The organism is Psychrobacillus sp. BM2 (assembly GCF_048572895.1).
In the GTDB taxonomy this organism is placed as follows: Bacteria; Bacillota; Bacilli; order Bacillales_A; family Planococcaceae; genus Psychrobacillus.
Map to the genome: position 1 here is coordinate 3828258 of NZ_CP183878.1, position 16868 is coordinate 3845125.

At 39.2% G+C, this 16868-nt stretch carries 26 protein-coding genes; all 26 read right to left on the reverse strand.

Annotated elements, in window-relative coordinates; translation table 11 throughout:
- Positions 1-9: 9 nt before the first annotated feature.
- Positions 10-1062, reverse strand: a complete 1053-nt coding sequence (locus ACN6MX_RS18815) for a P-loop NTPase (RefSeq protein WP_419960320.1) — start codon at positions 1060-1062, stop codon at positions 10-12.
- A 78-nt stretch (positions 1063-1140) separates the two neighbouring features.
- Positions 1141-1854: an N-acetylmuramoyl-L-alanine amidase gene (locus ACN6MX_RS18820; protein ID WP_419962665.1), complete on the reverse strand. Its 714-nt coding sequence runs from the start codon at positions 1852-1854 to the stop codon at positions 1141-1143.
- 51 nt (positions 1855-1905) lie between these two features.
- Positions 1906-3090 carry an MFS transporter gene (locus ACN6MX_RS18825; RefSeq protein WP_419960321.1) on the reverse strand — a complete coding sequence of 395 codons (1185 nt, stop codon included), beginning with the start codon at positions 3088-3090 and terminating at the stop codon, positions 1906-1908.
- 27 nt (positions 3091-3117) lie between these two features.
- Positions 3118-3627 carry a GNAT family N-acetyltransferase gene (locus tag ACN6MX_RS18830; protein WP_419960322.1) on the reverse strand — a complete coding sequence of 170 codons (510 nt, stop codon included), beginning with the start codon at positions 3625-3627 and terminating at the stop codon, positions 3118-3120.
- A gap of 163 nt (positions 3628-3790) precedes the next feature.
- Positions 3791-4183, reverse strand: a complete 393-nt coding sequence (rpsI, locus tag ACN6MX_RS18835; RefSeq protein ID WP_144512714.1) for a 30S ribosomal protein S9 — start codon at positions 4181-4183, stop codon at positions 3791-3793.
- A 22-nt stretch (positions 4184-4205) separates the two neighbouring features.
- Complete coding sequence (gene rplM, locus ACN6MX_RS18840) at positions 4206-4643, reverse strand: 50S ribosomal protein L13 (RefSeq protein WP_090567905.1); 438 nt, start codon at positions 4641-4643, stop codon at positions 4206-4208.
- Positions 4644-4809: 166 nt separating this feature from the next.
- Positions 4810-5559 (reverse strand): tRNA pseudouridine(38-40) synthase TruA, encoded by a 750-nt coding sequence (truA, locus tag ACN6MX_RS18845; RefSeq protein WP_419960323.1) that lies wholly within the window; start codon positions 5557-5559, stop codon positions 4810-4812.
- Positions 5560-5574: 15 nt separating this feature from the next.
- Positions 5575-6372 (reverse strand): energy-coupling factor transporter transmembrane component T family protein, encoded by a 798-nt coding sequence (locus ACN6MX_RS18850; protein WP_419960324.1) that lies wholly within the window; start codon positions 6370-6372, stop codon positions 5575-5577.
- Entirely contained in the window at positions 6372-7241 is an 870-nt protein-coding gene (locus tag ACN6MX_RS18855) for an energy-coupling factor ABC transporter ATP-binding protein (protein ID WP_419960325.1), read from the reverse strand. Before ACN6MX_RS18855 ends, ACN6MX_RS18850 begins: the two co-directional genes overlap by 1 nt.
- Positions 7217-8065, reverse strand: a complete 849-nt coding sequence (locus tag ACN6MX_RS18860) for an energy-coupling factor ABC transporter ATP-binding protein (protein WP_419960326.1) — start codon at positions 8063-8065, stop codon at positions 7217-7219. Before ACN6MX_RS18860 ends, ACN6MX_RS18855 begins: the two co-directional genes overlap by 25 nt.
- A gap of 321 nt (positions 8066-8386) precedes the next feature.
- A complete protein-coding gene (gene rplQ / locus ACN6MX_RS18865; RefSeq protein ID WP_090567888.1) occupies positions 8387-8767 on the reverse strand; it encodes a 50S ribosomal protein L17 in 381 nt (126 codons plus the stop codon).
- A gap of 53 nt (positions 8768-8820) precedes the next feature.
- Complete coding sequence (locus tag ACN6MX_RS18870; RefSeq protein ID WP_419960327.1) at positions 8821-9765, reverse strand: DNA-directed RNA polymerase subunit alpha; 945 nt, start codon at positions 9763-9765, stop codon at positions 8821-8823.
- Positions 9766-9899: 134 nt separating this feature from the next.
- A complete protein-coding gene (gene rpsK / locus ACN6MX_RS18875) occupies positions 9900-10289 on the reverse strand; it encodes a 30S ribosomal protein S11 (protein WP_090567882.1) in 390 nt (129 codons plus the stop codon).
- A 25-nt stretch (positions 10290-10314) separates the two neighbouring features.
- Positions 10315-10680: a 30S ribosomal protein S13 gene (gene rpsM / locus ACN6MX_RS18880; RefSeq protein ID WP_093537844.1), complete on the reverse strand. Its 366-nt coding sequence runs from the start codon at positions 10678-10680 to the stop codon at positions 10315-10317.
- A gap of 23 nt (positions 10681-10703) precedes the next feature.
- Entirely contained in the window at positions 10704-10817 is a 114-nt protein-coding gene (gene rpmJ, locus ACN6MX_RS18885; RefSeq protein WP_003247619.1) for a 50S ribosomal protein L36, read from the reverse strand.
- A gap of 40 nt (positions 10818-10857) precedes the next feature.
- On the reverse strand, positions 10858-11076 hold the full coding sequence (gene infA / locus ACN6MX_RS18890) for a translation initiation factor IF-1 (RefSeq protein ID WP_016429904.1): 219 nt from the start codon (positions 11074-11076) through the stop codon (positions 10858-10860).
- 437 nt (positions 11077-11513) lie between these two features.
- Positions 11514-12167 carry an adenylate kinase gene (locus tag ACN6MX_RS18895; protein WP_419960328.1) on the reverse strand — a complete coding sequence of 218 codons (654 nt, stop codon included), beginning with the start codon at positions 12165-12167 and terminating at the stop codon, positions 11514-11516.
- A gap of 65 nt (positions 12168-12232) precedes the next feature.
- On the reverse strand, positions 12233-13525 hold the full coding sequence (secY, locus tag ACN6MX_RS18900; protein ID WP_419960329.1) for a preprotein translocase subunit SecY: 1293 nt from the start codon (positions 13523-13525) through the stop codon (positions 12233-12235).
- Entirely contained in the window at positions 13525-13965 is a 441-nt protein-coding gene (rplO, locus tag ACN6MX_RS18905; protein ID WP_093062500.1) for a 50S ribosomal protein L15, read from the reverse strand. Before rplO ends, secY begins: the two co-directional genes overlap by 1 nt.
- A gap of 32 nt (positions 13966-13997) precedes the next feature.
- On the reverse strand, positions 13998-14180 hold the full coding sequence (gene rpmD / locus ACN6MX_RS18910) for a 50S ribosomal protein L30 (RefSeq protein ID WP_090567866.1): 183 nt from the start codon (positions 14178-14180) through the stop codon (positions 13998-14000).
- Between the two features lie 15 nt (positions 14181-14195).
- Entirely contained in the window at positions 14196-14696 is a 501-nt protein-coding gene (rpsE, locus tag ACN6MX_RS18915) for a 30S ribosomal protein S5 (RefSeq protein WP_090567863.1), read from the reverse strand.
- A gap of 21 nt (positions 14697-14717) precedes the next feature.
- Positions 14718-15077, reverse strand: a complete 360-nt coding sequence (gene rplR, locus ACN6MX_RS18920; protein ID WP_169359354.1) for a 50S ribosomal protein L18 — start codon at positions 15075-15077, stop codon at positions 14718-14720.
- A 30-nt stretch (positions 15078-15107) separates the two neighbouring features.
- Positions 15108-15647, reverse strand: a complete 540-nt coding sequence (gene rplF, locus ACN6MX_RS18925; RefSeq protein ID WP_419960330.1) for a 50S ribosomal protein L6 — start codon at positions 15645-15647, stop codon at positions 15108-15110.
- 30 nt (positions 15648-15677) lie between these two features.
- Entirely contained in the window at positions 15678-16076 is a 399-nt protein-coding gene (gene rpsH, locus ACN6MX_RS18930; protein ID WP_090567854.1) for a 30S ribosomal protein S8, read from the reverse strand.
- Between the two features lie 30 nt (positions 16077-16106).
- On the reverse strand, positions 16107-16292 hold the full coding sequence (locus ACN6MX_RS18935; protein WP_093537852.1) for a type Z 30S ribosomal protein S14: 186 nt from the start codon (positions 16290-16292) through the stop codon (positions 16107-16109).
- Between the two features lie 18 nt (positions 16293-16310).
- Positions 16311-16850: a 50S ribosomal protein L5 gene (rplE, locus tag ACN6MX_RS18940; protein WP_090567848.1), complete on the reverse strand. Its 540-nt coding sequence runs from the start codon at positions 16848-16850 to the stop codon at positions 16311-16313.
- Positions 16851-16868: the final 18 nt, after the last annotated feature.

Sequence of the window (16868 nt, forward strand, 5' to 3'; positions counted from 1 at the left end):
CCCCTTTCCTTATGCTTTTTCGATAATTTTTTGTGCAATTTCCAGATAAATCTTACCAGTATTATGTGTTTCTCCATAAACTGACGGAGCGAAATCGATGTCATTCCAGTCAGGCTGCCCTAATGGTAGTTGCCCAAGTAATTCTGTGCGAAGTTCCTCGGCAAGCTTTGGTCCGCCACCTTTACCAAATACAAATTCTTTTTCGCCCGTCGATTTTGATTCGTACCATGACATATTTTCGATTACACCAAGAATTTCATGATCTGTTTGAAGTGCCATTGCCCCTGCTCTCGCCGCAACGAATGCAGCTGTCGGATGCGGTGTTGTTACGACAATTTCTTTTGATGCAGGTAACATTTGGTGAATGTCTAAAGCCACGTCTCCAGTACCTGGCGGTAAATCTAGTAGCAAAAAGTCCAATTCTCCCCATTCAACGTCTTTGAAGAATTGGTCTAATACTTTTCCAAGCATTGGACCTCTCCAAACAACTGGTGTATTGTTCTCTACAAAGAAGCCCATAGAGATTACTTTAACGCCCTTTCGTTCTACAGGGATTATACGGTCCTCTATGATTTGTGGAATGTCTTTTACTCCCATCATATCAGGTACACTAAATCCATAAATATCTGCATCTACCAGTCCTACTTTTTTTCCTAAACGTGCAAGTGCTACCGCTAAGTTAACGGATACAGTAGATTTACCTACACCACCTTTACCAGATGCAATCGAAATAATTTTCACTTTGCTATTTGGTGATAGAAGATTTTCGTTATCACTTTCCTTTGTTTTCCCTCGGAACTGTTCCAGTACCTCTTTCGATAACTCCTCGAAACGAATACCTACTGTTGCTGCTCCAGCTTCTTTCAATACCTCTACAACTTTTCCTTGCAGTTGCATTTGTTCTGCTGAATTTATCTTAGCTATAGCTAGTTTTACACTTATATGATTTTTTTCTTCTTTAATAGACACTTCCGAAATCCCGTTCGTTTCTTCTAGTGTTCTATGTAAAAATGGGTCGTTTAATGCTCCTAGCAAAGTACGAACTTGTTGCTCATTAATCATCTGTAGACACTCCCCTTAAGTTTCACTATTCGCCTCATAGTATACCATAACCTGAGTGTCTACAAACGTTAGATAGTCTTAGTAAATATTATCTTCAACAAATCGAGCTACACCCTCTGAAATGGCTTCCACCATTTGTTTTTGATACTTTTCAGACTTTAGTAATTCTCGTTCTTCATTATTACTCAAAAAGCCTGTTTCTACTAACACTGCAGGGGCATTTGCTTTCTTCAATATATATACTTGCTTAATCGCTAGTGCCTCTCGTTCGGTGTTTCCGATATTTTCTCGAATGGATCCTTGAATAGACTTAGCTAGTAGTTCTCCATCCGCGTGCCCATCTGCATGATAGAAAACCTGAGCTCCTCTCCATCTTTCCTCTGGAACTGCATTCACATGTAGGCTAATGACTATATCCGCCTCTGAGTTGTTCATAATTTCTTCACGCAACAATAAATCGGCACGTTTTCTAGCTCTCGTAGTTGGAAAATCCTCATCCGGTCTATGCTCTGCAATTGCATCGCCTTCTTTACTGCGTGTCATGACCACTGTAGCTCCCTGCGACTTTAACTTCTTTTCTAACATTAAGGACATGGAAAGCGTGATATCTCGCTCTACAGTATCTCCACTACTAGCCCCACCATCAATTCCCCCATGCCCTGGATCAAGAACAATTTTCACTCCACTCATTGGTTCGGGTAAGAAAAAACCAATATCACTTGCTTTTGCTCCATACACAACTACAAGAAGGGATATAAAAAACAAAACCAAGATAATTAGCCACTTTTTCAGGTTCATCGCTCCTTTTTCACTCATTATACGTACAAGGGACAAATAGTATGATTAGAATTGTCCACGTATTTTTGAACTATAATAGAACGAAGGAATTGCTAGTAACGTGATAAATGCGATAATGAAAAAGACCATCGCACCGCTGCTCATCGAATCTAGTAAAAGTCCCCCTAGGCTTGGACCAGCTATTCGACCGACAGACTTCACACCTGAAAGAGCAAAATAAGTACCCTTCTCATGATCCTCGCACATTCCATCCAAATGGATATCCACCATTGTAAACACCAAGACTTCGCCTGCAGTAAAAATAACCATCGCAACTATCAACCATAAAATCGAGTCATTCTGCCCGAAGGAAAATAATCCTATAGATAATAATCCACTTCCAATCATTAAGGAAGTAGTCGTGCTTATCGATTCTCCTAGCTTATATACAAAATATTGAATGACTAATACAGTAATAGCATTTGTAGTTATAAGCCAAGCAAAATATTGTATCGCTAGTGCATGATCAAAGGACTTTCCTAAGTATTGACTAAAGGTAGAATCAAACTGACTATAGCCAAAACTAATAAAGATTAATGCCAACACAAAAATGGTAAAACCGGAATCCTTTTTAAAGACATAAAAAGAATGAAAGATCGACGACTTTGTTATGCTGATAGGTTCCTGTTTCAACGGGTACTTTTTAAATACAATGAAAAACATCCATATATTAAGCAAGAAAATAACACCTACAATAAAAAATAAATTCTCCATTCCAAACTTTTGGAAGTATACAGAAGTAAGGGGAGCGATTGCTGCAGATATATTAATCAAAAAATAACGAATATTAAATATCAACCGACGATTTTCTGGCTCTGTATATAAACTCAGTAATACTCGGTATGTTGGCTCCACTACTGCTTGACTCGCCCCAAGTAAAGCAGCAAATGCGATAAACCCTGCATAATGCTCGATAAAAGGGAAATAGAAATAGCACGCTACATATCCAAGGAGTCCCACTATAATCACTTTATTTTTAGGATACTTATCAATATAAGGTCCTACAAAAAAACTCATCACTAAATTAGATAGAGCCAATGTCGATATAATCGCACCAATTTGCACGCCCGAATAATGAAACTCCTCGAGCAAAAAAAGTGTTAGATAAGGCAACACTAAAAAAGTTCCAAAACGCGCAATAAAAATACTAATAAGAATTGTGCTCGTCACAATATTAAATTTACTTCTCATACTTTTCCTCTTTTTCTTTCTACATCATTACTTACTTATATATGTATACACACTAACTGCCTTGTCTTTTAAAATTACTTCTTTCTCTAAGTGCATTCCATTTTTGATGGCTACTTTACTGGACTTAGTGTTTTCCGGTTGAATAAGAGAGATCAGACGATTTATACTTAACTGATTAACTCCTCTGTTAAGTAAAGTAGTAGCTGCTTCTATTGCATACCCATTACCCCAAAATTCTCTGGCAATCCAATAACCAATTTCTAACTCATCCATTTCATCAATTAGTTGAGGTATTATTCCAGCATGTCCCACTGGGATTCCATCCTCTTTTCGAATAAGCAGCTTTAAGCCAAACTCTTCGTTTTTCTCGTAGTGACTCTGAATCCTTCCTAAGAATGCATGTGATTCTTCTATATTTCGCGTTTTACCATTCCCTATGTACTTCATCATCTTCGGATCGTTTAACGTTGAATATAAAAAGGCAAAGTCTCCTTGCTCATATAGACGAAAAATTAATCTTTGTGAGGAAAATTCCATTTACTCCTCTCCTTCCTCAGTATTATTATTTTCTAAATATACACTTCTTAAAATATTCATACAATCACTTTTTCAACACTTTGACTGTCATCTTTTTTCTCATATGACAAAAAAAGCACTCCCCGAGAAATCTCGAGAAGTGCTTTGAACTGATAATATAGTATTAACGTTTTGAGAACTGAGGTGCACGACGAGCGCCTTTAAGTCCTGGTTTTTTACGTTCTTTCATACGTGGATCACGTGTTAAGAATCCTGCTGATTTCAATGCTGGACGGAAATCAGGATCTACTGTAAGTAAAGCACGTGCAATACCATGACGGATTGCTCCTGCTTGTCCTGTGAATCCACCACCATTAACGTTTACGTGTACATCGTAGCTACCTAAAGTTTGAGTAGTTACTAATGGTTGTTTAATAATTTCACGTAAAGTTTCGTATGGTACGTAATCTTCTACGTCACGTTTGTTGATAACGATTTTTCCTTCGCCCGGTACTAAACGTACACGTGCTACTGAACTTTTACGGCGACCAGTGCCGATATATTGAACTTGTGCCAAGTGAATGTCCTCCTCTTAATTATTATCCGCGAAGCTCGTATGCTTCTGGTTTTTGTGCTGCATGTGGGTGTTCTGCTCCAGTGTAAACGTGAAGCTTGCTGAACATTTGACGTCCTAAAGAGTTTTTAGGAAGCATTCCTTTAATCGCTAACTCAAGCATTTTTGTTGGGTACTTAGTACGCATTTCTAGAGCTGTACGTTGTTTAAGTCCACCAGAGAATTGAGTGTGACGGTAGTAAATTTTGTCATTTAGCTTGTTCCCAGTTAAATGAATTTTTTCTGCATTAAGAATGATCACGTGATCACCTGTATCAACGTTCGGTGTGAATGTTGGTTTGTTTTTACCACGTAAAATAGCTGCAACTTCTGAAGCTAGACGACCAAGAGTTTGGCCTTCAGCGTCTACTACTAACCATTTACGTTCTACTTCGTGACCTTTAGCCATGAATGTTGTACGCATGTATTTTGTCCTCCTAATTCAATCATAATCGATCTAAAATTTTCTATATCCTCATACCAATAAGTTTCGGGGCTTATATTGTGGGGTTAAGAAATACCATACATCATCATACCCCGAATGGAACAAATAGTCAAGTATTTTTCGTAAAACACCTGGTGATGTTGTTTCATCCCTTATAAGCTACTTTTTCAAGGTATAAACCGTGTGCTGGAGCGGTTTTCCCTGCTTCCTTTCGAGCACATGATAAAAGGATTTCTGGAATACTCTCAACAGTTTTTTTTCGAATACCTACTTCCCATAATGTTCCCGCGATAATACGCACCATATTATATAAAAACCCACTTCCGCTAATAACCATATGAAGTTGTTGTGTTTCTTTTTTCACTTCAAAGTTAATAGAATAAATAGTTCTTACAAAATCATTTACATTCGTTTTAGCTGCACAAAAACTTGAAAAATCATGGGTCCCCAATAAATGCCCGGCTGCTTCTTGCATAGATGCGATATCTGGTTTATATCGGTCGACATGTACCGAAAAATCACGTTCAAATGGACTATGTATTTCACTAAGTGACCAAATATAACGATATGTCTTTCCTACAGCATGATATCTAGCGTGAAAATCATTAGATACCTGCTCTATCGATAAAATACGAATATCTCTAGGCAGTTGAACATTCAAAGCGGTACGCCAACGATCTAATGGAAATGTTAACGGACTATCAAAGTGGATAACTTGTCCTGTTGCATGAACACCAGCGTCTGTTCTTCCACTCGCCACAACTTTTACAACGGCACCTTTATGAATTATTTCTAAGACCCGTTCTATTTCCAATTGAACAGTCCTTTTTCCCGGTTGAACCTGGTAACCGGAAAACTGACTGCCATCATAACTAATAATCGCTCGAAGCCTCACGCTAACACCTCCTAATCAACCTCTAAAGTAAACCAGCATTGCAGCTAGTACCACAAGACAGAGGATGATCATCGTGTCTCTAGTAGCCCATTCTAGCTTCCGGTACCTTGTACGACCTTCGCCGCCTTTATAACCTCTTACCTCCATCGCAGTAGCTAAATCCTCCGCACGTTTAAATGCACTAACAAACAAAGGTATTAGAAGTGGAACAATCGCATTCATTCTCTCCTTCATACTGCCTGTTGTCATATCAGAACCTCTGGCCATCTGTGCTTTCATAATCTTATCTGTCTCATCCATCAAAGTCGGTATAAATCTCAACGAAATAGACATCATAAGTGCCAATTCATGTACAGGTAGCTTCCACTTTTTTAATGGATTTAACAAAACTTCTAGTGCATCTGTTATCGAGATAGGCGTCGTAGTCAACGTGAGAATAGATGTCAAAACAACGAGTACGGTAAAGCGGATAGATATGAAAATCCCTTGTTTTAGTCCTTCCTCATATATCTTGATAAACTTCCAGTCAAAGATAATTGGACCTTCTCGAGTAAAGAATAGATGCAATAAAAATGTAAATATAATCAAAAATACAACGGGTTTTAATCCGTTAATCAAAAAGTAAAGTCTAATCTTAGATAACCGTATGATTAAAAAAGTAAACAATAGTAATATTCCATACGTAATCCAGTCATTTGCAATGAAGACAACCATGATAAACAAGAACACGAATATCAGCTTTGCACGAGCATCCAAACGATGAATAAAAGAATCTCCCGGAATATAACGCCCAAATATCATTTTTTCAAGCATTAGATTTCACGCTCCTTTTTCATCTGGCGTGCTACTTCTTCAGCTAAAGCCTCTTCCGTTAAACAAAGTGAGGGCAACTTTTTGCCCATCATCTCTTCTAGTTTCTTTTGAAACTTAATAGATTGTGGTAATTCTAAACGATAATCCAATAAACGATCCTCATCGGCGAAGATTTCCTGTGGTATCCCTTGCAGCACACATTGTCCATTATGCATAATAGCAATCCGATCCGCGTATCTAGCAGCATCTTCCATACTATGCGTTACAAGTACGGTTGTTAAACCTTTTTCTTGATGGAGTCGATAAAACAGTTCCATTATTTCTTTACGACCTCTTGGATCAAGCCCAGCGGTTGGTTCATCCAGTACTAATACTTCTGGATTCATCGCAAGGACTCCCGCTATGGCAACTCTTCGCATTTGTCCTCCAGACAGGTCAAACGGCGACTTTTCCATTACTTCTTCCGGTAAACCAAGTAGCCTTACTAATTCTATTGCTCGTTGTCTTGCTTCTTCTTCGGGCACCCCAAAATTCATAGGTCCAAACATAATATCCTTTAAAACTGTTTCATCGAACAATTGATGCTCAGGGAATTGGAAAACGATTCCTACTTTTTGTCTAATCTCCCGTAAGTTCTTGTTCTTTTTAGCGGCTACTACCTCTGTGCTACCAATACGAATAACACCTTCTGTGGGCTTTAACAATGCATTTAAATGCTGTAGTACTGTAGACTTCCCTGATCCGGTATGACCAATGATTGCTTGATAAGAACCTGAAGGTATAAGTAAATCTACATCATATAAAGCTCTTTTTTCAAACGGTGTATCCTTGGCATATGCGTAACTCACTTGTTGAAGTGAGATGTCCATAAATCATTCACCAACTCTTCTTCTGACATATGGTCCGCTACAACCTGCACACCTTGAGCTCGCAGCAGTCTAGACATATTCATCGCAAAAGGAAGATCCAATCCTAAATCGATTAACTCTTGTCCTCGCTCGAATATCTCGTGTGGTGATCCCTCAGCATACTTCTCTCCTTGATTCATAACAATTACTTGATCAGCAAGAAGCGCTTCTTCTAAATCATGCGTAATAGAGATTACCGTTAAGTCAGTTTCCATTCTCAACTGGCGTACCGTTTGCAGTACCTCTTCTCTCCCCTGTGGATCTAACATGGAAGTTGCCTCATCTAACAATAATATCCTTGGTTGAAGTGCAATAGCTCCAGCTATAGCAACCCTTTGTTTCTGCCCACCGGATAAATGATGTGGTTCACTATTCATAAAGTCACTCATTTTCACCTTTACTAATGAGGCTTGTACTCGTTCTACCATTTCCTCAAAAGGGATTCCGTTATTTTCTAATGCAAATGCAACATCATCCTGTACGGTTGCTCCTACAAATTGGTTATCTGGATTTTGAAAAACCATCCCCATTTTAGAGCGTGTTTCCCATAAATTATGCTCATTCAATGGTTCCCCAAATATTCGTACCGTTCCCGTCTGAGGAAATAGAAGACCATTCATTAATCGTGCTAATGTGGATTTGCCAGAACCATTATGGCCTACAATTGCCACCCATTCACCTTCATTAATTGTATAGGACACATTCTGTATCGCTGGTCGTATACCTATATCTTCCTCTGCATATGTAAACGTAACTTCCTGTAAAGAAATAATTTCGCGTTTCATCCTTTACCTCCTCTGCTCAACTCAGCTGTGCTAATAGTTTACATCATTTTACGATAAATTAAAAAAGCGCGCACCTCATTTTGAGAAATGCGCTCTTCTATAACTTATTTCTTGATTGGTTGCTCAAGACCAATCAGAAAATGAGGTGCGTAGAGCTAGACGAGTCGCCACTTCTCAGGATTCAAAAACCTGATAAGTCCGCTCATCATAACACTCTGCTTTTATATTGTCGTATAAATCTGTTTGAAAAAAAGAGGGCGGCAGAATCCCACCAAATACCCTCTTCAATTTGGCAGACGTAAAAACGTCTGTAAATTTAAATTAAACTAACTCAATCACTACTACCGGTGCTCCGTCTCCGCGACGAGGTCCAGCTTTCATAATACGAGTGTAACCGCCTTGACGATCAGCATAGCGTGGTGCTACATCATCAAACAATTTTTGTAAAGCATAGATTGTTGATTCGTTTCCTTCTTCATCAGTAGAAGCAACGACCTCACGACGAATGTAAGCCGCAGCTTGACGACGAGCGTGTAAATCTCCGCGTTTACCTAAAGTGATCATTTTTTCAACAACAGAACGTAATTCTTTTGCACGTGCTTCAGTAGTTTGAATACGCTCATTGATAATTAGGTCCGTTGTTAAGTCACGTAACATCGCTTTACGTTGAGAACTTGTACGTCCAAGTTTTCTGTAACCCATGGATGTTTCCCTCCTTTGGTGAATAATTCAAGTCTTGCTATATCAAAACCCGTTTAGTCTTCTTTACGTAATCCTAAACCAAGCTCATCTAACTTCGCTCTTACTTCTTCTAAAGATTTACGTCCAAGGTTTCGTACTTTCATCATATCGTCTTCTGATTTACTTGCAAGCTCAAGTACTGTATTAATACCAGCGCGTTTCAAGCAATTATAAGAACGAACAGAAAGATCAAGTTCTTCAATAGTCATCTCTAAAACTTTTTCTTTTTGATCTTCTTCTTTTTCGACCATGATTTCAGCAGTCTGTGCCTCATCTGTCATCCCTACAAAAATATTCAAGTGCTCTGTTAAAATTTTTGCTCCAAGAGAAATCGCCTCTTTAGGACCTGTGCTGCCATCTGTCCACACATCAAGTGTTAGTTTATCGAAGTTGGACATTTGTCCAACACGAGTATTTTCCACTTGGAAATTCACGCGTGAAACTGGAGTATAAATAGAGTCGATCGGGATTACGCCGATAGGAAGATCCTCACGTTTGTTTTGAACAGCAGGAGTGTAGCCACGGCCTCGACCTGCGTACATACGCATACGGAAATGACCATTTTTGCCGATTGTAGCAATATAGAGTTCCGGGTTTAAAATTTCTACGTCACTGTCATGTGTAATGTCAGCAGCAGTAATCGTTCCCTCACCTTTAACATCAATCTCAATGACCTTTTCCTCGTCAGAGTAGATTTTCAAAGCTAGTTTTTTCACATTCATAATAATTGATGCTACATCTTCCACTACGCCTTCAATAGTTGAAAACTCGTGTAAAACGCCATCAATTTGAATAGAAGTAACTGCAGCTCCTGGTAAAGAAGACAGAAGGATGCGTCGTAAAGAATTTCCCAAAGTATTTCCATAGCCACGTTCTAGCGGTTCTACAACAAATTTACCAAACTTGGTACTTTCGCTGATTTCTACACTTTCAATCTTTGGTTTTTCGATTTCGATCATTCCAATTTACCCTCCCTCAAAACATCGAATGTATAGGTTCTTTCCATCATGAATTCGATCGTTAACTGATTGCTGTTAATACATCCTCAGTCTGTACAATAAATGATGTTCTCAAACAAGTTGAGTATCACCTATTAAACGCGACGACGTTTTGGTGGACGGCAACCATTATGTGGTACTGGCGTTACGTCTTTAATTGCTGTAACTTCTAGACCTGCAGCTTGAAGTGCGCGGATTGCCGCTTCACGACCAGCACCTGGTCCTTTAACAGTTACTTCTAAAGTTTTAATACCATGTTCCATTGAAGTCTTTGCAGCAGTTTCTGCAGCCATTTGTGCAGCAAATGGAGTAGATTTACGAGAACCTCTAAATCCAAGAGCTCCAGCACTTGACCAAGAAAGTGCATTTCCTTGCATGTCTGTGATAGTCACAATAGTGTTATTAAATGTTGAGCGAATGTGAGCAATACCGGATTCGATATTCTTTTTCACACGACGCTTACGTGTTTGTTGTTTACGTGCCATGTTAAGAAGAAACCTCCTTTACCGATTATTTTTTCTTGTTAGCTACTGTTTTACGTGGACCTTTACGAGTACGTGCATTGTTCTTCGTATTTTGTCCGCGTACTGGTAAGCCTCTACGGTGACGGATACCACGGAATGAACCGATTTCCATCAATCGTTTAATGTTTAGTGATACTTCGCGACGAAGGTCACCTTCTACTTTATATACACCGATTTGTTCACGGATTTTGTTTAGTTCGTCTTCTGTAAGATCACGTACACGTGTCTCTTCTGAAATACCAGCTCCTGCCAATACTTTTTGAGAAGTCGTTTTACCAATTCCGAAAATGTATGTTAATGCAATAACAACGCGTTTGTCGCGTGGAATGTCAACACCAGCAATACGTGCCATATGTGTCGTGCACCTCCTTCTTATTATCCTTGTCTTTGTTTGTGTTTAGGATTTTCACAGATTACCATTACTTTACCGCGTCGGCGAATTACCTTACATTTTTCGCAGATCGGTTTCACAGATGGTCTCACTTTCATCTAACCTAACCTCCTTAGTAGTCCGGAGTGCAAAAGATTATTATTTAAAACGGTACGTAATACGACCGCGAGTTAAATCGTAAGGAGAAAGTTCAATTGTGACTTTATCTCCAGGTAAAATACGAATGAAATGCATACGAATTTTACCCGATACATGCGCAAGTATCGTATGACCGTTTTCTAATTCTACCTTAAACATCGCGTTTGGCAAAGTCTCAACAACTGTTCCTTCGACTTCAATTACATCATCTTTCGCCATCAACCCTGTCTCCCTTCTATATACAAATCAGGTTCTCATCAATACTCAAACGTAATTTGCTGTTAGTATAGCCTCAGTAGGAACGAAACTATTCGTTCAAGCATATGTTTGGAAATCATGAGAGATGTTCGAAAGACACTCGTAAGGTTTCGCTTTTAGCAATCCACGGAGTAGACTCTCCCTCATGTCAACATGTTCGTACGAATGTGTTGGATGAGTTCCATAGTACCCGTTCGTTACACAGATGCTTCCACGAAACCCATTATACCCCGTAAGTATTTTAAATGCACGTGGACAAGGGAGTCCCCGCTTTTGATGCATTCCTTTTCCTCCGAACGTATACCGGGCGCAATATGCTTTTGCAGCTCTCGAAAAAAACATTTTCGTTCTTTGCATACTACCCGGGTATTCAGTCGTCTGCGACAGGCACCGGGCATTTATATGCGGTTGCCCTGTAACAGAGCATCAAGATCAGCAAATACTAGTTTAATATCCTGCTGTCCATCTATATTAGTTAAAACACCTTTGTTTTCATAAAAATCAAGCAAAGGTTGTGTTTGCTTCATATTTACTTCCAGACGGTTAGTTACCGTTTCCGGATTATCGTCAGCACGTTGATAAAGCTCGCCACCATCTTTGTCACATACTCCATCTTTAGCAGGTGGATTAAAGACTAAATGATAAGCAGTTCCACATTCTTTACAAATGCGTCGACCTGTTAGACGTTTGATCAATTCTTCTTGTTCTACTTGAATATTAAGCACATGCTCAATAGATTTATCAAGTTCCGAAAGTAAAGCATCCAGTGCTTCTGCTTGAGGAACTGTACGAGGGAAACCATCAAGTAGGAATCCTTTTTCACAGTCTGGTTTACTTAATCTTTCGCGAACAATACCAATCGTAACTTCATCGGGTACCAAGGCACCTTGATCCATAAACGATTTTGCTTTTAAACCTAGTTCCGTACCATCTTTAATTGCTGCACGAAACATATCGCCTGTAGAAATATGAGGGATTGCGTACTTCTCAACAATTTTATCTGCCTGAGTACCTTTACCAGCACCAGGTAAACCCATTAAAACGATATTCATACGAAAATGCCCCCCAGGACTATATAGTCGATTTTTAGGAACATCAACGTTCCTAAAAACCTACCTTATTTCATAAAGCCTTTATAATGACGTTTAACCAGTTGGGATTCTAGCTGTTTCATCGTTTCGAGTGCAACCCCAACCACGATTAACAAGCTTGTTCCGCCAATTTGTGCTGACTGCGGAAGATCCGCATATTTCACAAATAGCATCGGCATGATTGCAATAATAGCTAAGAATATAGCTCCAACAATAGTTAATCGATACAATACGCTAGTTAAATAATTTTGTGTATTGATCCCTGGACGAATCCCTGGAATATACGCACCTTGCTTTTTCAAGTTGTCCGCCACGTTCTCTGGGTTCACTTGAATGAACGCATAGAAGTAAGTAAACGCAATGATTAAAGCAATATAAATTGTCATACCAATAGGTTGTGTATAATCTAATGCTCTCGTAATAGCATCGGTAGTACTATTTTGACCGAAGAATAATACGATTGACTGTGGCGCCATAAGAAACGCTGATGCAAAGATTACCGGAATAACTCCCGCAGCATTAACTTTTAAAGGCAAGTGAGTCTGTTGACCACCTGTTTGGGTAGTACCAGAAACACGTTTCGCATATTGAATTGGAATTTTACGCAACGCTTGTTGAACGTAAATTACTCCAACTGTTACTGCAATAATCGCCAATAAAAGTAAAAGTACTATTACAATATTGATAAACAGTGCATCGCCTGCACCTTCAATTTGTTGTGCGTACACTTGGTTAACTGCGTTTGGAATGGCAGCAGCAATACCAGCGAAGATAATAATAGAAATACCATTACCAACACCTTTAGCGGTAATTTGCTCTCCTAACCACATTAAAAATGCAGTTCCAGCTGTCAAAACAACTGCAATAACTAAGTATGTCAATATACCGTCTTCTTTTATTAAAGATCCACTATACATACGGTTAAAGCCGTATGACATAGCAATTGCTTGAATAAAAGCTAACACAATTGTGAAGTAACGAGTGAATTGTGCAAGTTTACGTCTTCCGACTTCACCTTGTTTAGCCCACTCTGTAAACTTCGGAACAACATCCATTTGTAGTAATTGTACAATGATGGATGCAGTGATGTAAGGCATGATACCCATTGCTAAAATAGAAAAGTTAGCAAGGGCTCCACCACCAAATGTATTAAGGAAACCAATCAAACCCATTTGGTCTGTTTGTTTTAAAACATTGGCATCGACGTAAGGCACCGGAACAAATGTCCCAATACGGAAGACGATTAACATCAATAATGTAAAAATGATTTTATTTCGAATATCTCTCACACGCATAAAGTTGGAGATTGTTTGAAACATTAAACCACCTCTGTTGATCCGCCAGCGTTCTCAATTGCTTCTTTTGCTGATGCAGAGAATTTATGAGCTCTTACAGTTAACTTCTTGTCAAGTGTTCCATTACCTAGAATCTTGATACCAGATTTCTCACTGCTCACAACACCTGTTTCGATTAATAAAGCAGGTGTAACTTCTGTGCCTTCTTCGAAACGATTTAATGTGTCAAGGTTCACAATTGCGAATTCTTTACGATTAATATTCGTAAATCCACGTTTTGGTAAACGACGGAATAACGGGTTTTGACCGCCCTCAAATCCTGGACGAACGCCTCCGCCTGAACGAGCGTTTTGACCTTTATGACCTTTACCTGATGTTTTACCAGTTCCAGAACCGATTCCGCGTCCGATACGCTTACGCGATGAACGAGATCCTTCTGATGGTTTTAACTCATGAAGTTTCATATGGTGGCACCTCCTTATTCTTAAAATAAACCTTAAATTTCTTTTGTTGTTACTAAGTGAGCTACTTTGCCAACCATCCCGCGGATAGCTGCATTGTCTTGATGCTCAACTGTTTGATGCATTTTACGTAATCCAAGAGCTTCTACTGTTTTGCGTTGAGCTGGTTTAGTACCAATCAAGCTTCTAGTAAGGGTAATTTCTAATTTAGTTGCCATTGTAATTTCCCCCCCTTATCCTAACAGTTCTTCTACTGATTTACCACGTAATTTAGCAACGTCCTCAGCACGTTTTAATTGAGTTAAACCTTCGATTGTAGCACGTACCATGTTGATTGGTGTGTTAGATCCAAGTGATTTAGAAAGAATATCAGTAATACCAGCTAATTCAAGTACCGCACGAACCGGTCCACCAGCAATAACTCCTGTACCAGGTGCTGCAGGTTTAACTAGGATAGATCCAGCACCAAAGTGTCCAACAACTAGGTGAGGAGTAGTTCCTTTAACTCTTGGTACTTCTATTAAGTTTTTCTTCGCGTCTTCAACTGCTTTACGGATAGCATCTGGAACTTCTTGTGCTTTTCCAGTACCAAATCCTACATGACCATCTTTGTCACCGACAACTACTAATGCAGTAAAACGGAAACGACGTCCACCTTTTACAACTTTAGCAACACGGTTGATCGTTACTACGCGTTCTTCAAGTTCAAGTTTGTTTGGGTCAATACCACGCATGAAATATGTCCCTCCTTCTTCTTAAAATTCTAAGCCGTTTTCACGTGCAGCTTCAGCTAACGCTTTAACACGTCCATGATACAAGTAACCGCCACGGTCAAATACAACAGATTTGATGTTTTTTTCTGTAGCGCGTTTTGCGATTGTTTCACCGATCAATTTAGCAGCTTCTACATTTCCAGCTGTTCCATTGAAATCTTTATCCATAGTGGATGCACTTACGATTGTAACACCTTGAGTATCATCAATCAGTTGTGCGTATAAATGTTTATTAGAACGGAATACATTTAAACGAGGACGTTCAGTAGTACCCGTGATTTTTGTACGAACACGTGCATGACGTTTCTTACGAACTTGATTTTTGTCTTGTTTCGTAATCACAGTGGTCACTCCTTTCTAATGCGAAATGCATTATTTACCTGTTTTACCTTCTTTGCGGCGTACAACTTCGCCTTCATAACGAATACCTTTACCTTTATATGGCTCTGGTGGACGAACTTGACGAACGTTAGATGCTAAAGCTCCAACGCGTTCTTTATCAATACCGCGAATGATAATTTTTGTATTAGAAGGAACTTCAACTACTAGTCCATCTTCAGGAGTGAACTCTACTGGATGTGAATACCCTACGTTAAGTACAAGTTTAGTTCCTTGTAATTGTGCACGATAACCTACCCCAACTAATTCAAGTCCACGTTCGAATCCAGCAGAAACACCCGTGATCATGTTAGCTAGCAAAGCGCGAGTTGTTCCATGAATCGTACGGTGTTCTTTTGAATCTGAAGGACGTACTAAAGTTATTACAGAACCTTCTTGCTCAATTTTAATATCTTGGTTAAAAGATTTTGTTAATTCACCTTTTGGTCCTTTTACAACTACTGTGTTTTCAGCGTTAACTGTTACAGTAACTTCTGCAGGAACCTCTATTGGTTTTTTACCTACTCGAGACATTTTGTTGCACCTCCATTCGTTTGTTGATTATTACCAAACGTAAGCTACGATTTCTCCGCCAACTTGTTTAGCGCGAGCTTCTTTATCTGTTAATAAACCATTTGAAGTAGAAACTAAAGCAATTCCTAAACCGTTCAATACTTTAGGTACTTCGTTTGTTTTTGCGTAAACGCGAAGACCAGGTTTTGAAATACGTTTCAAACCAGTGATAACGCGCTCGTCATTTTGACCATATTTTAAGAAGATACGGATGATACCTTGTTTGCTATCTTCTACATATTCAACATCACGGATGAAACCTTCGCGTTTTAAAATCTCCGCGATTTCCTTTTTCAGGTTTGAAGCAGGAACTTCTAATTTCTCGTGACGAACCATGTTAGCATTACGAATGCGTGTAAGCATATCTGCAATTGGATCTGACATTGTCATTACATTTACCTCCTTCCCAGTTATAGGGGATTACCAGCTTGCTTTTTTAACGCCAGGAATTTGTCCCTTGTATGCAAGTTCACGGAAACAAATACGGCAAAGCTTGAATTTACGATATACAGAGTGCGGACGTCCACAACGCTCACAGCGTGTGTATGCTTGCACTTGGAACTTTGGCGTACGTTGTTGTTTAACGATCATTGATTTTTTAGCCACGTTTTCGCCTCCCTTATTTTACTTTTGGAATGGCATACCGAATTGTGTTAATAACTCACGAGCTTCTTCGTCAGAGTTCGCAGTTGTTACAATTACGATGTCCATACCGCGTACTTTCGAAACTTTATCATAATCGATTTCAGGGAAGATTAATTGCTCTTTAACTCCAAGAGTGTAGTTACCGCGACCGTCGAATGCTTTTTTAGAAACACCACGGAAGTCACGTACACGCGGAAGAGAAATAGCGATCAATTTATCCAAGAAGTCATACATACGCTCTCCACGTAGAGTGACTTTTGCACCGATTGGCATACCCTCACGAAGACGGAAACCAGCGATCGATTTTTTAGCTTTCGTAACTACAGGTTTTTGACCTGAAATGATTTGTAATTCTTCTACAGCAGCGTCAAGCGCTTTTGTATTAGATACAGCATCACCAACACCCATATTGATAACAATTTTATCAACTTTAGGTACTTGCATTACTGAGTTATATTCAAACTTGCTCATTAGAGCAGGAGAAACTTCCTTAAGATACTTTTCTTTTAGGCGGTTCATGTGTGTACCTCCCTTCTC

What these genes read in the sequence shown, in the direction of transcription:
- ACN6MX_RS18870 (WP_419960327.1), bottom strand. Translation starts at nt 9,765, where the DNA reads ATGATCGAAATCGAAAAACCAAAGATTGAAAGTGTAGAAATCAGCGAA.
- rpmJ (WP_003247619.1), bottom strand. Translation starts at nt 10,817, where the DNA reads ATGAAAGTGAGACCATCTGTGAAACCGATCTGCGAAAAATGTAAGGTA.
- ACN6MX_RS18830 (WP_419960322.1), bottom strand. Translation starts at nt 3,627, where the DNA reads ATGGAATTTTCCTCACAAAGATTAATTTTTCGTCTATATGAGCAAGGA.
- rpsK (WP_090567882.1), bottom strand. Translation starts at nt 10,289, where the DNA reads ATGGCACGTAAACAACAAACACGTAAGCGTCGTGTGAAAAAGAATATC.
- rpmD (WP_090567866.1), bottom strand. Translation starts at nt 14,180, where the DNA reads ATGGCAACTAAATTAGAAATTACCCTTACTAGAAGCTTGATTGGTACT.
- rplF (WP_419960330.1), bottom strand. Translation starts at nt 15,647, where the DNA reads ATGTCTCGAGTAGGTAAAAAACCAATAGAGGTTCCTGCAGAAGTTACT.
- rpsH (WP_090567854.1), bottom strand. Translation starts at nt 16,076, where the DNA reads ATGACAATGTCAGATCCAATTGCAGATATGCTTACACGCATTCGTAAT.
- rplE (WP_090567848.1), bottom strand. Translation starts at nt 16,850, where the DNA reads ATGAACCGCCTAAAAGAAAAGTATCTTAAGGAAGTTTCTCCTGCTCTA.
- rpsE (WP_090567863.1), bottom strand. Translation starts at nt 14,696, where the DNA reads ATGCGTGGTATTGACCCAAACAAACTTGAACTTGAAGAACGCGTAGTA.
- ACN6MX_RS18860 (WP_419960326.1), bottom strand. Translation starts at nt 8,065, where the DNA reads ATGAAACGCGAAATTATTTCTTTACAGGAAGTTACGTTTACATATGCA.
- rplO (WP_093062500.1), bottom strand. Translation starts at nt 13,965, where the DNA reads ATGAAACTTCATGAGTTAAAACCATCAGAAGGATCTCGTTCATCGCGT.
- ACN6MX_RS18855 (WP_419960325.1), bottom strand. Translation starts at nt 7,241, where the DNA reads ATGGACATCTCACTTCAACAAGTGAGTTACGCATATGCCAAGGATACA.
- rpsM (WP_093537844.1), bottom strand. Translation starts at nt 10,680, where the DNA reads ATGGCACGTATTGCTGGTGTTGACATTCCACGCGACAAACGCGTTGTT.
- rplM (WP_090567905.1), bottom strand. Translation starts at nt 4,643, where the DNA reads ATGCGTACAACATTCATGGCTAAAGGTCACGAAGTAGAACGTAAATGG.
- ACN6MX_RS18815 (WP_419960320.1), bottom strand. Translation starts at nt 1,062, where the DNA reads ATGATTAATGAGCAACAAGTTCGTACTTTGCTAGGAGCATTAAACGAC.
- ACN6MX_RS18850 (WP_419960324.1), bottom strand. Translation starts at nt 6,372, where the DNA reads ATGCTTGAAAAAATGATATTTGGGCGTTATATTCCGGGAGATTCTTTT.
- ACN6MX_RS18895 (WP_419960328.1), bottom strand. Translation starts at nt 12,167, where the DNA reads ATGAATATCGTTTTAATGGGTTTACCTGGTGCTGGTAAAGGTACTCAG.
- secY (WP_419960329.1), bottom strand. Translation starts at nt 13,525, where the DNA reads ATGTTTCAAACAATCTCCAACTTTATGCGTGTGAGAGATATTCGAAAT.
- rplQ (WP_090567888.1), bottom strand. Translation starts at nt 8,767, where the DNA reads ATGGGTTACAGAAAACTTGGACGTACAAGTTCTCAACGTAAAGCGATG.
- ACN6MX_RS18825 (WP_419960321.1), bottom strand. Translation starts at nt 3,090, where the DNA reads ATGAGAAGTAAATTTAATATTGTGACGAGCACAATTCTTATTAGTATT.
- infA (WP_016429904.1), bottom strand. Translation starts at nt 11,076, where the DNA reads ATGGCGAAAGATGATGTAATTGAAGTCGAAGGAACAGTTGTTGAGACT.